This is a genomic window from Nocardia sp. CA-135398 (genome assembly GCF_050955845.1).
Lineage (GTDB): Bacteria > Actinomycetota > Actinomycetes > Mycobacteriales > Mycobacteriaceae > Nocardia.
The window spans coordinates 138,195-151,316 of sequence record NZ_CP192084.1 but is presented as its reverse complement, the minus strand read 5'-3'; the positions used below and the strand labels follow the sequence as shown (position 1 = coordinate 151,316).

15 protein-coding genes are annotated in these 13,122 nt (G+C 62.6%); 14 read left to right on the top strand and 1 reads right to left on the bottom strand.

Annotation, left to right across the window (positions count from 1 at the left end):
- Positions 1-132: 132 nt before the first annotated feature.
- Together ACQP1T_RS00720 and ACQP1T_RS00715 are read left to right on the top strand one after the other, a co-directional pair.
- Complete coding sequence (locus ACQP1T_RS00720; protein WP_433758008.1) at positions 133-2,751, top strand: GIY-YIG nuclease family protein; 2,619 nt, start codon at positions 133-135, stop codon at positions 2,749-2,751.
- A 189-nt stretch (positions 2,752-2,940) separates the two neighbouring features.
- On the top strand, positions 2,941-3,339 hold the full coding sequence (locus tag ACQP1T_RS00715; protein ID WP_433758007.1) for a YunG family protein: 399 nt from the start codon (positions 2,941-2,943) through the stop codon (positions 3,337-3,339).
- 5 nt (positions 3,340-3,344) lie between these two features.
- On the opposite strand, the gene ACQP1T_RS00710 is transcribed toward ACQP1T_RS00715, so the two are convergent.
- Positions 3,345-4,553, bottom strand: coding sequence for a helix-turn-helix domain-containing protein (locus ACQP1T_RS00710; protein ID WP_433758005.1), 1,209 nt, complete (start codon positions 4,551-4,553; stop codon positions 3,345-3,347).
- A gap of 301 nt (positions 4,554-4,854) precedes the next feature.
- Here ACQP1T_RS00710 and ACQP1T_RS00705 point away from each other — a divergent pair, with 301 nt between their 5' ends.
- The 12 genes from ACQP1T_RS00705 (at position 4,855) to ACQP1T_RS00650 (ending at position 12,678) form a co-directional block, all read left to right on the top strand.
- Positions 4,855-5,073 carry a hypothetical protein gene (locus ACQP1T_RS00705; RefSeq protein WP_433758004.1) on the top strand — a complete coding sequence of 73 codons (219 nt, stop codon included), beginning with the start codon at positions 4,855-4,857 and terminating at the stop codon, positions 5,071-5,073.
- Positions 5,074-5,172: 99 nt separating this feature from the next.
- On the top strand, positions 5,173-5,694 hold the full coding sequence (locus ACQP1T_RS00700) for a hypothetical protein (protein ID WP_433758003.1): 522 nt from the start codon (positions 5,173-5,175) through the stop codon (positions 5,692-5,694).
- Positions 5,695-5,700: 6 nt separating this feature from the next.
- A complete protein-coding gene (locus ACQP1T_RS00695; RefSeq protein WP_364349209.1) occupies positions 5,701-5,922 on the top strand; it encodes a hypothetical protein in 222 nt (73 codons plus the stop codon).
- A gap of 142 nt (positions 5,923-6,064) precedes the next feature.
- Positions 6,065-6,619, top strand: a complete 555-nt coding sequence (locus ACQP1T_RS00690) for a hypothetical protein (RefSeq protein WP_433758001.1) — start codon at positions 6,065-6,067, stop codon at positions 6,617-6,619.
- 2 nt (positions 6,620-6,621) lie between these two features.
- Complete coding sequence (locus tag ACQP1T_RS00685) at positions 6,622-6,819, top strand: hypothetical protein (protein WP_433758000.1); 198 nt, start codon at positions 6,622-6,624, stop codon at positions 6,817-6,819.
- Between the two features lie 187 nt (positions 6,820-7,006).
- Positions 7,007-7,480, top strand: coding sequence for a DUF4254 domain-containing protein (locus ACQP1T_RS00680; RefSeq protein ID WP_433757999.1), 474 nt, complete (start codon positions 7,007-7,009; stop codon positions 7,478-7,480).
- 252 nt (positions 7,481-7,732) lie between these two features.
- Entirely contained in the window at positions 7,733-8,821 is a 1,089-nt protein-coding gene (locus ACQP1T_RS00675; RefSeq protein WP_433757998.1) for an ADP-ribosylglycohydrolase family protein, read from the top strand.
- 77 nt (positions 8,822-8,898) lie between these two features.
- The gene (locus ACQP1T_RS00670) at positions 8,899-9,879 is read left to right on the top strand and encodes an ADP-ribosylglycohydrolase family protein (protein WP_433757997.1); all 981 of its coding nucleotides are present in this window, start codon (positions 8,899-8,901) and stop codon (positions 9,877-9,879) included.
- Between the two features lie 371 nt (positions 9,880-10,250).
- Entirely contained in the window at positions 10,251-10,583 is a 333-nt protein-coding gene (locus tag ACQP1T_RS00665; protein WP_433757996.1) for a WXG100 family type VII secretion target, read from the top strand.
- 33 nt (positions 10,584-10,616) lie between these two features.
- Positions 10,617-10,907 (top strand): WXG100 family type VII secretion target, encoded by a 291-nt coding sequence (locus tag ACQP1T_RS00660; protein WP_433757995.1) that lies wholly within the window; start codon positions 10,617-10,619, stop codon positions 10,905-10,907.
- A 236-nt stretch (positions 10,908-11,143) separates the two neighbouring features.
- Positions 11,144-12,364 carry an ADP-ribosyltransferase gene (locus ACQP1T_RS00655; protein ID WP_433757994.1) on the top strand — a complete coding sequence of 407 codons (1,221 nt, stop codon included), beginning with the start codon at positions 11,144-11,146 and terminating at the stop codon, positions 12,362-12,364.
- Between the two features lie 11 nt (positions 12,365-12,375).
- Positions 12,376-12,678: a hypothetical protein gene (locus ACQP1T_RS00650; protein WP_433757993.1), complete on the top strand. Its 303-nt coding sequence runs from the start codon at positions 12,376-12,378 to the stop codon at positions 12,676-12,678.
- The last annotated feature ends 444 nt before the right edge of the window (positions 12,679-13,122 follow it).

Genomic DNA, 13,122 nt, shown 5'->3' with positions numbered 1-13,122 from the left:
TCAAGAGAGAAGGGGTTGGAAACGCCCCGCGGCAGCGCCTGTGCGGCGGTGAGCAATGACGCGAATCTATGGCTACCCCAAACGTTTACACGACGGATCAAACTCGTCGGTGGGCTGGGGGATACTCGGCGGATGCTTTCTGGGGAGAATCTTGCTGAGCAACGTGATGAGTGGATTGCGACGGTCTGTGAGGGCCTTATCGGCCAGCAGGACGAGCATCCTGCGTTTGGTGCGGTTGAGACCGCTCCCGAGTTGGGTGACCCGGGCTTGACCCGCGCGCTTCTGGTTGCGCGGATTGCTGCTCTGATTGCAGGTGGTCGTACGATCGCCGCTACTGTCGAGGTACTGGTTGACAACAAGACTTCTGCTGCTTTCCAGCCACAGCTGACCGATCTCGTTATGCAGATCTACCGGCGAATGGAGTGGGATGGGGTTGTAGGATCGCGCCAATTCAACGGCGGTACGCGGGTTTGGAGCCCCGAAGACACCTACCAGCTAATGTTGGAACTCTGGTCTGCACGGCAGTTGAGATCGGTTTCCAAGGAAAAGCTGAGGCGAGAATTGGTGCGGCGCTGGGGCGTCGATAACCCCGACTGGCTCGGGAACAGCCGGACCTGGCAGTCGGATCCGCTGCAGAACTATCCCGACGTGTGGGCCACGTTGCGTACGGAGCCCAATACCAGGGTCGGAAATCTCGCTGCGCTCGGCCTGAGCAACACAGTGAGCAATCAGGCTTGGGACCGTTGGGCCGATCGGTTGTCGTTCAGCCCAATACAGGCCAAGCACTTGTACGCGATAGGTGGCGACCTGGTCCGCGGGACTCAGGCACGGCGGGTACTGCGCCATACCGGTGAATGGGGTCTAGAGCTAGAGCGGCACGCGCCCCGGGCCTTGGAAGTAATCGAGAACCTGCTCGAACGTATCTCCGTGGCCGTCGGTGGGCTATGCGCCCTGGAACGCGAGCTGCTGGTTGAGCACTCGTACGAGAGACATTTGCAGGAGTGCTGTCTTGCAACCGCAGCGAATTGGTCCTGCCGCGGGATAGCGTTGCGCCCTTGGTCCTCCGATGACACCTACACGGTGCCCGGTGTATGGGGTGATGGCACCGATGCCGTGCACGGTATGTGGGGGCCGCTGCCCTGGTGGGTGATTACGGTGCGTCACGGCGATCAGGAGAGGGCGGCTGTAGCGACCCTGAACGAGGGGGCTGTGCCTCTCGGGGTTGAGAGTGACCCCGGCACACCCGATCGGCTGACCTTGGTTTGTCGCAGGCCACGGACGGGTGCACCAGGCCTCCGAGCGTCCTTTACATTTGACATGAGCAACCCTGCCCATGCATGTGAGTTGCTGTTGATCGGTCGACGGGGCGGTATCTGTATCGATGTGATCAGGGTGGCTGATTACGATTCGGCGGACCTGGACGACGACAACTCGAAGGACCTGGGGCCGGTCGAGTTGGGCACCTTACGTGTTGAGGTAGGCCGCGAACTGGCCCGATTTCTTACCGAGTTCGCATCGAAGGCTCTCAAGAACGTCCTGCCGGAGCGCTGGAAGCCGGATGGGGCGGGGGAGATTCCTGCGCTCCGTGAGGCACTGGAGCGCTGTGCGCGCTTAGCGGAGGCTGACTGCTCGTCGTTCATGCGTCGGTTACTGGTCACTTCGCAGGAACGAACTGGCCGATGCATTGTGTTGGAAACTGACGACCCGCCAGCAGCCATGACTGGCTTCGCGTCACCCAAGTCCAAGACCAAACGCTCGCCCGAGGACTCCAGTCAGCTGCTGTTACCCCAGCGCCAAGGGGCCGGATTTGTGTACGTTCTCCGTAACCAAGCCATCCCCGGAATGCTCAAGATCGGCTATTCGCACCGGTTGTCGGAGGATCGGGCGGACGACCTGTTCAGCACCTCTGTGCCTTTCCCGTTCGAGGTGTTATATCGGGCTTACACGTCGCGTTCGCGTGACGTTGAGCAGGCCGTTCACAGACTGCTCGCGGCTCATCGTGTCGCTGCGAACCGTGAGTTCTTCCGTGTAACTAGCGAATCCGCAGAGGAGGCGATTCGGTTCTGTCAAGAAATCGTTACCGGAATCGAGAGCTGGGAACCAATGCCGAAAGTGCATTCTTTGCATGCTGGTGACCGGGTCGTTTTGCCGCTCAAAGCCAACCAGTTGTTTATCGTCACGGCCTTCCCCGATGTCTTGGCACCGACCGCCGACTTTGTCGATATCTGGCAGGCGCATTCGGATGGCGACCTGGTCGAATTGCATCTCACCGATGATCCCGGGAAGGTCCACGGCCTGAGCGACAATGACCCGGACGGTGCCGAAGACCCTGTGCCGTATCTGAATCGGGAAAAGACCGCGCCCAATGGATGGCTGCACGGAAGAGAACGGCTGACGGCAGGAGACCGACTCAGCTGGCTCTCACACCCAGACGCGGAAACAGCTCGGCAGGTGACGTTCGAGATCTGCGATCCGTGTCAAGTCACCTACCGAACGTGGAATCCGCAGTCAGGTCCTGACGGTAAGCCGTTGCTGCTGAACTCTGTCACGCGGGATCCGGACGAGGTCAGCAGGGTGGCGTTTGACGACGTACTCACGCTGGGGGCACCCTCCACTTGGGCCCCTCGAAATCCGGACCCGGCATATTGGGTACTGCCAGCGGTGCTCTCAACCAATCCGGAAGACTGGCTGCCACAGCTACGACCCAGCCGTACACGCGGAGGCCCGCCCGCCGCTGCCATAGACGATTGAGTGTTCGGCTGACGTTCACCGCCAAACGCCGAAGAGACAGCATCCCAGGTCGCGAGAACTTTCGGCGGAGCTACCAGCCCCAGCCGTACATCAGTCGCGAACTGCCTAGCACGGCGATGCCCGAATCAGGCGTGCCTGGCGTCCATCAGTGCTTTCGCAGCCCCAACCAGCGCTTGATACTCTCCAAGCATGGGCACCGTCACCATTGAGGTCCTCAGGACTGCGCTGGAACAGTCGTGGTCAGCGGATACAAGTGCGGCCTCGGACTGGACACAAGCGAATCACGCAAAGGGACAGTGCGCCGTCACCGCGTGCGTGGTCCAGGACTACGTCGGTGGCGAGATCCTCAATACAACTGCCACCCTGCCGAGCGGTGAAACAGTCTCGCACTATTTCAATCTCGTCGATGGCGGCATCGTCGACCTCACCCTGCAGCAGTTCCCGGATACGACACGGTTTTCGAAGCCGAAACCGAAAATGAAAGGCTTCGCGTCAACGCGCGAGTTCTGCTTGTCGTACGAGAGCACGAGACAAAGATATTCACTGCTGAATACGCGAGTCGCTAAATACCTTCACGATAGGGACTAGCGGCATCAGAGGGCCGTCCACATCCCAAGAAAGTCTCTCGCCTCTGGAACCGATGAATACGGTCGTAGATCATCAGCGATCTCGTGAAGTGCTCTTTGAAGGCGGGTCGACGCGACCTTAGCGATGTCTTCAAAGTTGTCGGTCAACACGACACATCCCTCGGCAACGTTCGTGGCCCGAATGAAGTTCTGCGCCAAACGGATCTGCCAGGCAGTACGTTCACGGGGATAGACAGCAGTGCCGCCTATTGCCGCCTGCAGATAGGTGGTTGCTGGCTGATGGTTGCCGAGGCGCATGAAGGCCAGTCCGGTCAAACCACTGATCTGCGCTTCAGGCAGATGCGCCAGATAGGCAGGATCCTGCCCTCTGGTCGAATCGTACGCTCGGTGTGCCCGACTCACTGCTGCCTCCATGGCGGTATGATCGCCAATCGCGCTGTGCGCTTCGGCCTCACGGATGGCTGCCAGCGCCCGCAGCTTCGGGCCACCTTGCCTCCTAGCCGCGAGCTGCGCGGCTTCAGCTAACTGCACTCCTTCTCTGGGCCGCGAACCCTCCCGATATGACAACAGGCAGGCATTTATCCAAGCGTGAGCAGCAGCGGTACCCTCACCCGCAGCCGTAGCGGCCTGAACGGCATCGGCATAGTAGCGTCTGGCGTCGCCCCAGCGGCCGGCGTCGTAGTGGACCCATCCTGCGGCAGTCATCATCTCGGCGCCAGCGCCGGTCAGGGCCTTACCGACCTCGTCGCTGTAGCTACCCAGATCCAGCAGCTGTTCGACATACCGCACTTCGTTGGCGGCGACCTCGCACAACCGATCACCACCAGCTATCAGCTGAAGCTCGTGGATCTGATTGACGCTCTTGGCGATTCGCTCGACGTCCGTTTGGCCAAGCCTGACGCCTGCGGAAACCGGCGGAGGGATCTGTCGTCTATCTGCCGCCATCGCAGCACCAACTCCGACCGCCCCCGATTTGAAAAATTGGCGCCGATTCACCTCCGCCTCCTCATCCGACTCCACCGCGAGTATGGCGAGCGGCACTTGCAGAGCTTTCGCCACACGGCGGAGAACGCGCACATCATAAACGGCCGGACCATCATGCTCCAGCTGCGAGACAGCGGGCTGTGTGAAGTGCAGGAGTGCGCCGAGTTCCGCCTGTGTCATACCGATGGATTTGCGTATCCGTCGGATCGTCTCACCGGTCGTCATGTGCATCGTCGGGCTCCCCGCTACATCATGTTGCGTCATGGTTAATGGCGGATCGGCATTGACTATCAAGCGTTTTCACGCCCATACGGACTTTATACCGATTTCCGTATGTTCTAAAACGACTCCCCATTTGAGCGGGAAATAGCCGGTTTCGCGGCCCTACGGTCAGCCCTGGTACCCGGCACCGGGCCGACGCCGGACCCCTTGTCCGGCGCATCGACCCGCCAGAGTCGGCAGGCCGGTGGCGAAACGCCCCCGAGGCCGGGCACCTCCGATCAAGCCCGCCAGACCAGGAGATGCCGAAACGATGGCCACCGCAAATTCCCTTGCCATGTACCAACTCATCGCCCTGTGCGACGCCGCGGCACACGCCGCACCAATGGTGCCGTTCAACCCCGCCCAAGCCCACGAAGTCGTTCAGATTCATCTCGCCTGCCGGGCCAAGAACTGCCCGCGGAAAGCATCCGCGCTCGACACACTGGTCGAAGCCGGCCAGATGGTGCTGTCCACGAGTAAGCCGCGGTGATCGGCCGTGACCAGCACGCATGAGAACGACGCACGGCAGGATCGTCCCCCGAACGCCACAGACGACACTCCAAGTGAGACAACCCCAACATGGGCAGCAGTGACGGCGTTGCCGTCGAGTGAGGTATTGCTGGCGGCCTTCGCCGGGCTACGGCCGCTGCAGAGCAGTGACATCGTCGACGCGGCGGCCGATCTGGTGGCCTGCCAGCGACAATACCGACAGGCGCTCCTGTCCCTCGCAAACGAAAAGACCGGCCATCACAAACTGAAACAGGCTGCCTCGCAGCGGATTTCGGCGCGCGAGGCTATCACGACCCTGATCGCCGTCATCGACGACACCGTCGACCACCGCCAACAACAACGGCGGACAATCGCACCAGCCTCGGCCCCGCCACCAGTCCCGATCACCGGCGTGCCCGAGGGCACTCCGGTCATGGTCGTGCAGACCGAAAGCATCGGGGCGTTGGTTGCTCGGATGGCCGACCTCTGGACACAGGTCCTCGCCGCCGTTGCGACCGATGAGGAGCCGCCCGAGGCAACCCGGTTGGCACAGCTGTGTCAGGGCTATGACTGCCTGGTGGCCGCGATCGAATCCGGCCAGCAACTGGTGCTCGGGCGGTGATCGGTGATGGCACCGCTTCGGCCCGTTCGAGCACCACGTCCACCGCGTCGCATCCGCCACATTCATATCGAATCCGGTGCGCTGAAATTGGATTTCGCTGCCTCGGCCGAGCAAGCCGCCGACGTCGCCGCCGAACTGGCCCAAGGCTTTCCGGAGTTCACTGTCACGGTCGATAACGACGTGGCTGCCGACCTACCACCGCTGCCATGTGCGGCGCTGTGGGACTGACGTTCCTCACTCATCGGGCGCAACCGCCGCGCGGACTATCGACACTCGAAATCTGAAGGGCCACTTCCTCATGCCACTGGACCGCCAGCCGCGGGGCGACGTCGCGTTGGGCACCTCCCCAAGCACGCCAGCCTCCTTCTCGTTGTCACCCGTTGAGGCCGAGCCCGGTCAGCCGCTGCACGGTGCCGGACCCTTCCTGCGGGTCTTCGCCGGGGCAGAAGAACCGACGACGGTGATGCTGCGCTGCGCGCAGCAGTACATCGGCATCCTGCGCGTGATCTACGACCATCGCCGGGATGTTCCCGATGTCGTCCACGAACAACTGTCCATCCTGACCTTCTTGATCGACCACGAAGCCGAAGGACACACGAAGGACATCGCGGTCCAGCCCGACGCTCCGCTCGCGCCTTCGTCGTACGCCGAAATGGTGACGTGGCTGGCCTGGAAATACCTTCTCTACACGCTGCGCCGAAACGATCCCGAGCACGGCGAACGTGATGCGTACATGCTGTCCTGCCACATCGAGGCATTCGACCAGCTGGTCACCGATGTCAGGGCTGGAGGAGTTCGGCTGCCAGACAAAGCTGCCGATGCTCTGCCGCCCCGGGTGCGACTGGATGGCACCGGAGATGTGCACGGGCAACTCCTTACCGCGGCTGGCGGCAGTGACACCGCCGCCAGCTACACAGAGCAGTGACGGTGCCAGATCCGCCGCAGCGCAAGGAGTTCGTCGCGGCGGACGGCGCATTGGCCGAGCGCTGGTGTCATGTCCATCTCATGGAGCTGACCGTCGCGCGGGCAGTGCAACTGCAGCGTATTCACGCAACGCACCGGCCCGACGACTGCTTCGTACACCTCCAGGTCGCGGCGTTCCTGGTGGAAGCAGGCGACGCCTGAGGTTCGCCCCGGAAATGGATTCCACGCCAACAACATTCGGGCATGGACTGCGTCGAGCCATGTCCTGGACGGAGCAACGTATGACTTCCGACGACAGATTGTGGATCAAATATGCACAGCGCCAACGACTTACCGATTTCCGTCTCGGTGATCGCCCGCGTCTGCCGAGCCGCCGGGTGAGGCGGTCATGAGGACGCCGCTGCCTTCCAAAGACATGATCTTGCAAGCATGCGCGGGGACTGTAGCTATCGAGCATCCGGTTCTGCGTGCCGCCTACGAGTTGGCCAGCCTGCACGAGGCTCGTTCGGAAGGGAATGCTGATGTCGCTGCGATCGACATCGAACGGGCTCGATTGGTGGGCCGGATCGATGATTGGGTGGCCTCGGCCAAGCGCCCGGCCTATGACGCTGCGTACCTGCACACTGAGACCATTGGCATGGTGATCGATCGCCTCGCCGAGTTCTCGGTCGATGCCCGCGGCGCATCCGAGCCGAACACTCCGCCGCTGCTGTTGCGTTATGCCCAGCGTCGTCTCACCGAGCTCTGCGTCGCCTACAGCGATTTGTGCTTCGAGATCTCCGCTGGAACCCGCCGACTGCCGGACTTCTCATTCACTACGACAGAAGGAGATTCGACCGACGTGCCGGATCCACGGGACTGAGCGTCATCGGACACTGACTGAACCCCGGGAGTTGGTCCAGGTGGTCTCCTCATCGGGCAGCGCCCAGTTGGTTTTCGACCGAGCAAACACCAACCAAAAGGTGAGGCGCCGCAGCACCCGGTCCCCAAACGGGCAGACACCATCGTCGAGGTTGACGAGGACTACTTCGAGCTCTTCATGATTTCGGCCGATTGTGTAGCAGATCCACTCCGCTTGGCCAAGAGTTTCAGATCAGTGCAAGGATCGGTGGCCGTGCGGGAAGACGAGAAGCTGTTCGACCGGGTGCGTGGGACAATGTTGGGTGGGGCGGTGGGCGATGCGCTCGGATGGCCGATCGAGTTCTTGCAGTTGGCGCAGATCAGGGAGCGGTATGGGGTGGGCGGCGTCACCGACTTCCTGCCTGGCCTGATACCCGGTGTGCCGCAAGAGATTACCTATGACACGCAGATGACGATGTTCACCGCTGAAGGCTTGCTGCGTTGCCCGCCCGGCGCGGATCCAGCTCCAGTGCTGCGGCGCGCGTATCTGCGCTGGCTGACCACCCAGGAGCAAGTCAAGCCCGCGCCCGAACCCGACGGCTGGTTGGCGGGGCGGCAGTTCCTTTATGCGATGCGGTCGCCGGGCCATGCGTGCACGAGCGGGTTGCGGCTCCAAGCCAAGGAATATCGGGCGCCACATCTGCCCGGCGAGTCGGGGCCGGTGAATCCGAATTCGAAGGGATGCGGGACCGTGATGCGGTCCGCACCCTTCGGTCTCGCCGCGCTCGGTCCGCACAAGGCGTTCGACGCCGCGATGCGATGCGCCCAGCTCACCCACGGCCATCCGACCGGCTATCTGGCCGCCGGTGCGTTGGCGGCCCTGATCGACAGCGTGCTGAGTGGGGTCGAACTGCCGATCGCCGTGCGCGACATCATCATCCGTCTCACCTCGATGCCAGCAGACAGCTCCGAAACGGTGTCCGCTCTTGCCGGTGCAATGGCGTTGGCTCATCTTGGTCCGCCGACGCCGGAGCGGGTCGAGCAAGTCGGGCAGGGCTGGGTCGCGGAGGAGTGTCTCGCCGTCGCCGTCTACTGCGCGCTGCACGCGTACCGGACCGGCGACGTGCGTGGCGCACTGCTGCTATCGGTGAACCACTCCGGCGACTCCGATTCCACCGGTGCAGTGGCCGGCAACCTTATCGGAGCGGCCCACGGGTTGTCCGCCCTGCCGCACGAGTGGATATCTGTCGTCGAAGGTCGCGACGAATTGGTCCAGATCGCCGACGATCTCGTCCTGAACTTCTTCTACCGAGACCGCTCCCGCCTCGAAACCCGCTATCCGCTCGACACTTCGGTGAACTGAACTGAGCACCAAGCTGCTTCGAGGGCTTCATTCGCCATCCGCGTCGATTGTCTTCCCCTTGGCTATCATCAGACGCAATGCATGTCGAGTTGATGCTTGATTCTTTGGACGGACTGTCCGTCGGCGACGCTTTGGGACAGCAGTTCCCGATCATGCGCCGATCCATCGCAGATCTTCGGGCAGGTAATCTTCCTGCCGGGCCGTGGGGGTGGACCGACGACACCGAGATGGCCTGCTCCGTGGTTACCGAGCTGTGCAGTCGCGGCCGGATCGACCAGGATCGGCTTGCTAGCGCTTTCGCGCGACGCTTCGACCCGGGCCGTGACTACGGCTTCGCCACGGTCGGCACCTTGCGTCGAGTCCGCGATGGCGTGCATTGGCGCACCGCGGCCGCAGCCGCGTTCGGTGACGAGGGTTCCTGTGGCAACGGTGCGGCCATGCGGGTTGCCCCGCTGGGTGCCTTCTATGCCAGCGATCCGGAAAAGGTTGTCACCGAAGCGGTCCGGTCGGCACAGGTGACTCACCTGCATCCCGAAGGGGTCACCGGTGCCGTCGCGGTCGCACTCGCCGCAGCCCAAGCCGCGCATGCCCGCCTCAACGGGACACGGCCCACACCAACCGAATTCATTACCGGCGTCCTGGATCGTCTCGACCACGGTGACACGACCCGGCTGATCCGCCGCGCCCGCACCCTGCTCGGAGCCCCCGCCGCCGAGGCCGCGAACGAACTCGGCAACGGATCTCTGGTCACCGCGCAGAATACGGTGCCGTTCACGATGTGGGTCGCAGCCACATACCTGGACGACTACCCGACCGCGGTCACCACATGCATTGCCGCAGACGGAGATATCGACACCACCAGCGCCATCGTCGGCGGGATCGTCGCCGCCTACACCGGCAACCGCACCGGACCGATCGTCGGGGTACCCCAGACGTGGCTTGCCGCACGAGAGGCGCTGCCCTACTGGTGCAACAACTCGATCGAACGAACACGCAGGCGCAAGAATTCTGTATTCGGCCGCGCTCGACGATGGCTGTCCGGCACATCGTCGAGATGACCACGATCGACCGGCAGGCATCCGCCGTCCTGTCATCGCATTCGTACCAAGGCGCCCCGCGGCCCAGGATCGGCCTCGGCATGCGCGGCCCGGAAATCCTTCAGCGCTCTACTGTGGCTGGTCTCCATGGTCCTCGGCAGTCTTTCGCAAACGCTCGAGGTCCGCGAGGCAGTTGCGGCGACGAACCGAGATCCACAGCCGCCGTTGGAGATTCAGTCCACCGGAATTGTCGTCCTATCCGACGACTACCTTGCTTCACGAGCGGCCACCGATGCATGGTTCGGATCGAGATGCCCCTGATGGAACCGAACGTGCATGGTCCGCGTCTAACCTACTGAGACCAACACCGACCGACGACTGAGAGAGCAGGTATGGCTGAAGATTCGTCGGCCACCGGGTCACCGTTTGCGATTGTGCCGGACCATGTTTCGGATGCCGGACAGTATGTGCAGCGGACCGCGCAAACTCTCGTCAATGGTGTGCGGTCGGCTGACGCGGACGTGCAGGGGCTGATGACGAGTTGGAAAGGCGCTGCGGCCACCGCCTATGCGACGGGGTGGGAGGAGACCCGCGACGGCGCCCTACAGGTACTCGAGGCCCTGAACACCATGGCTGAATTGCTCGGTGTGGTGGGTGTCGAATACACCGGCACCGACACCACCAACGCCGCCGGGCTGCGGCAATCCTCCCTGGATCTCCCGTAGCTGATTCCGTGTAACCGAACAGGACTGTGGCACATGAGGTATCAGGTCGATCTCGACCACTTGGACGATGTGACCGCCCGCATCGGCGGACTGAACGATTTCCTGCGCGAATCCCTACGCGAGATCGATGAACGCATGGCCGTAATGCAACAGAGCTGGAACGGCCGCGCCGCCGACAAGCAAGCCGAAGCGCACCGGGAATGGGCTACTGCGGCGCAGGAGGTTCGGGAGGGAATCGAGGCTATGCAGGCCGCGGCCCGCACCGCGCACACCGCCTACGGCGATGCTGTCACTGCCAACCTGCGCACCCTGGGGCGCGCGTGACCGTTCTCGATGTCGACACCAGCGTCTACTACGACGCGGGTAACAAGCTCGTCTCGCTGGCCGCCGACTGGTTCGCCTCCGTTGATTCGTTCTGGCCGACCCTCGACCAATGCCAGGCCATGACCGGGTCCTACGACGAGGCCAAGAAATGGGCCAAGACCTACGACACACGTGCCGAAGAGCTATTGGACATGTCCAACGACCTCGCCGAAGCGGTGCACGCCTACGGGTGCGTGTTGCTGGAAATCGGCTACAACCACGCCGTTGCCGAATACAACGCGACGCTCGGCACCGACACCCCGGCACCGGCTAAACCGGCCACCCCCGGCCCAGTGGCATACCTGTGCCGGGTGCCGCTGCCGAGCGCCGGAGGCCCCGGCCAGGGCCTGATCGATGGCGGTGTGAAACTGGCCGAAGCCATCGGAATCACCATCCCCGACGGCAACGTCGATCTGCTCGGTCGAGCCGCCGACACCTGGACCAAGATCGCCGACGCCGAACCCGTGGCAAAAATGGCCGGGGAGTTGGAACGGGTCGCCTGGTCGTTCGAGGCGATTGTCAGCCCCGAATACGAACACATCGATGAAGATCTGCGCGCCCTGCGCGACGCCGCCCTGACCACCACCGCCGCATTCTATGAACTGTCCGCCAGCGCGAAAGACCACCACGACGGCCTGGTCGAGCTGCGCGAAAACATGAAAAAGGTCCTAGAGGACCTGGGCGAAGAGCTGCTCAAAGAACTGCTCATCACTGTCGCAATCGCCATCGCGGCAAGCGTGGTGACCTTCGGTATCGGCGCCGCCGTGGCGAGCGCGCGTGTCGTCGCCATCGCGGCCCGATTCGCGCGCCCCATTCGCGCGCTCATCGATGCATTCAAAGCCGCCAGACTCGGAAAGGGCGTAAAGGCCGAACAGACCCTGGCCAAACATGCGAAAGAACTGAAACGCATCAAGGATTTGAAGGCCAAGGCGACGCCGAAGGTGGAGCCGAAAACGGCACCGACACAGTTCACCGGTGAGATGTCCACCGAGGAACGATGGATGCTGACCCGCGGCCCTAGCCGGGACCTGATTCGCGGGCTGCGCGAAGGGAACCTCACCGCCGATCAGCAGGCGGAAGCCCTCCGGATCAATGCCGCGCTGGATAAGTTACCCCCGTACCAAGGCACGGTGACCCGGCATATTGATTTGACGCCCGAAGAACTCGCCCGATTCCAGCCCGGAGAAACGGGACCGGTGAACGGGTTCATGAACAGCTCCAGCCGCGGCGGTAACGAACTCATGACCAACACCACGAACACCGAATTCCAGATAGTGAGCAAGAGTGGGCGACAAGTCCACGACTACGGCGGGACTCCCGACGAAGTCATGTTCAAAACGGGAACCAATTTCTACTGCGAGAGCAAAGTGCCCGATCCGAAAACGGGTCGCATCATTATCACGCTGGTCGAACCATAGGAGACACACCCATGCCGGAAAAAGTCGGCCGCTTCACCTTCTACAGCCGCGAGGAATCGGAAGCACGAGGCTTGATCCCTTCCGATGAAGAACTGGCGCGCGCTAGAGAGATGCTCGCCGAGTTCAACGAAAAACGCCGCAATGCCCCGCCCGAACCTGCACAGTCACCCTCACTCGGCCTGGGGGAACGCTGGGGAGTCGACAGCCTGATCGGCACCGAATTCGAAGGCTGGACCCGCGACGCGAACGGCCAGTGGTACGACAAGGACGGCCACCCCACCAGCCACGACCGCGACGCCAACCCCGGCAACTGAGCCGCAATCAGCGCGAAGCACAGCACGGCGGGCCGTTCGGCACGCCCTTTTCGCGTCTGACCAGGGCGACCGTGGCGGCGCCCAGTCATCTCGTCTGGCACGAACCCCAGCTGGCAACGTGTAGAGCGTCACCGCTGGCCCGAGCGTGAATCGCTACTGCGACGAGTGGACGTCGGGATCGAGGATGCCACTCGACTCGGCCATGAGATCGGACGTGAGTAGCCGCTGGGAGACAAGTTCCCGATCGCCTGCCCAGGAAAACAGCCGTACCCGACCCCACTTGATCTGCGCGAGCTCTGATCAGTGGCCGAGATCCCTATCGTCCTTGGGTGATGTCGGTTTGTGGCCATTCGTACTATGGGCTCACGTATGTTGGACGCCATGCGAACCTTCTTTCCAACATTGCCGTGCGAGATTTTTGCCTGCGCTCGTGCATCCTAAAGT

Coding starts and splice junctions, on each gene's coding strand:
- ACQP1T_RS00665 (WP_433757996.1), top strand. CDS start 10,251: ATGGCTGAAGATTCGTCGGCCACCGGGTCACCGTTTGCGATTGTGCCG.
- ACQP1T_RS00680 (WP_433757999.1), top strand. CDS start 7,007: ATGAGGACGCCGCTGCCTTCCAAAGACATGATCTTGCAAGCATGCGCG.
- ACQP1T_RS00705 (WP_433758004.1), top strand. CDS start 4,855: ATGGCCACCGCAAATTCCCTTGCCATGTACCAACTCATCGCCCTGTGC.
- ACQP1T_RS00695 (WP_364349209.1), top strand. CDS start 5,701: ATGGCACCGCTTCGGCCCGTTCGAGCACCACGTCCACCGCGTCGCATC.
- ACQP1T_RS00710 (WP_433758005.1), bottom strand. CDS start 4,553: ATGCACATGACGACCGGTGAGACGATCCGACGGATACGCAAATCCATC.
- ACQP1T_RS00715 (WP_433758007.1), top strand. CDS start 2,941: ATGGGCACCGTCACCATTGAGGTCCTCAGGACTGCGCTGGAACAGTCG.
- ACQP1T_RS00670 (WP_433757997.1), top strand. CDS start 8,899: ATGCATGTCGAGTTGATGCTTGATTCTTTGGACGGACTGTCCGTCGGC.
- ACQP1T_RS00660 (WP_433757995.1), top strand. CDS start 10,617: ATGAGGTATCAGGTCGATCTCGACCACTTGGACGATGTGACCGCCCGC.
- ACQP1T_RS00720 (WP_433758008.1), top strand. CDS start 133: ATGCTTTCTGGGGAGAATCTTGCTGAGCAACGTGATGAGTGGATTGCG.
- ACQP1T_RS00650 (WP_433757993.1), top strand. CDS start 12,376: ATGCCGGAAAAAGTCGGCCGCTTCACCTTCTACAGCCGCGAGGAATCG.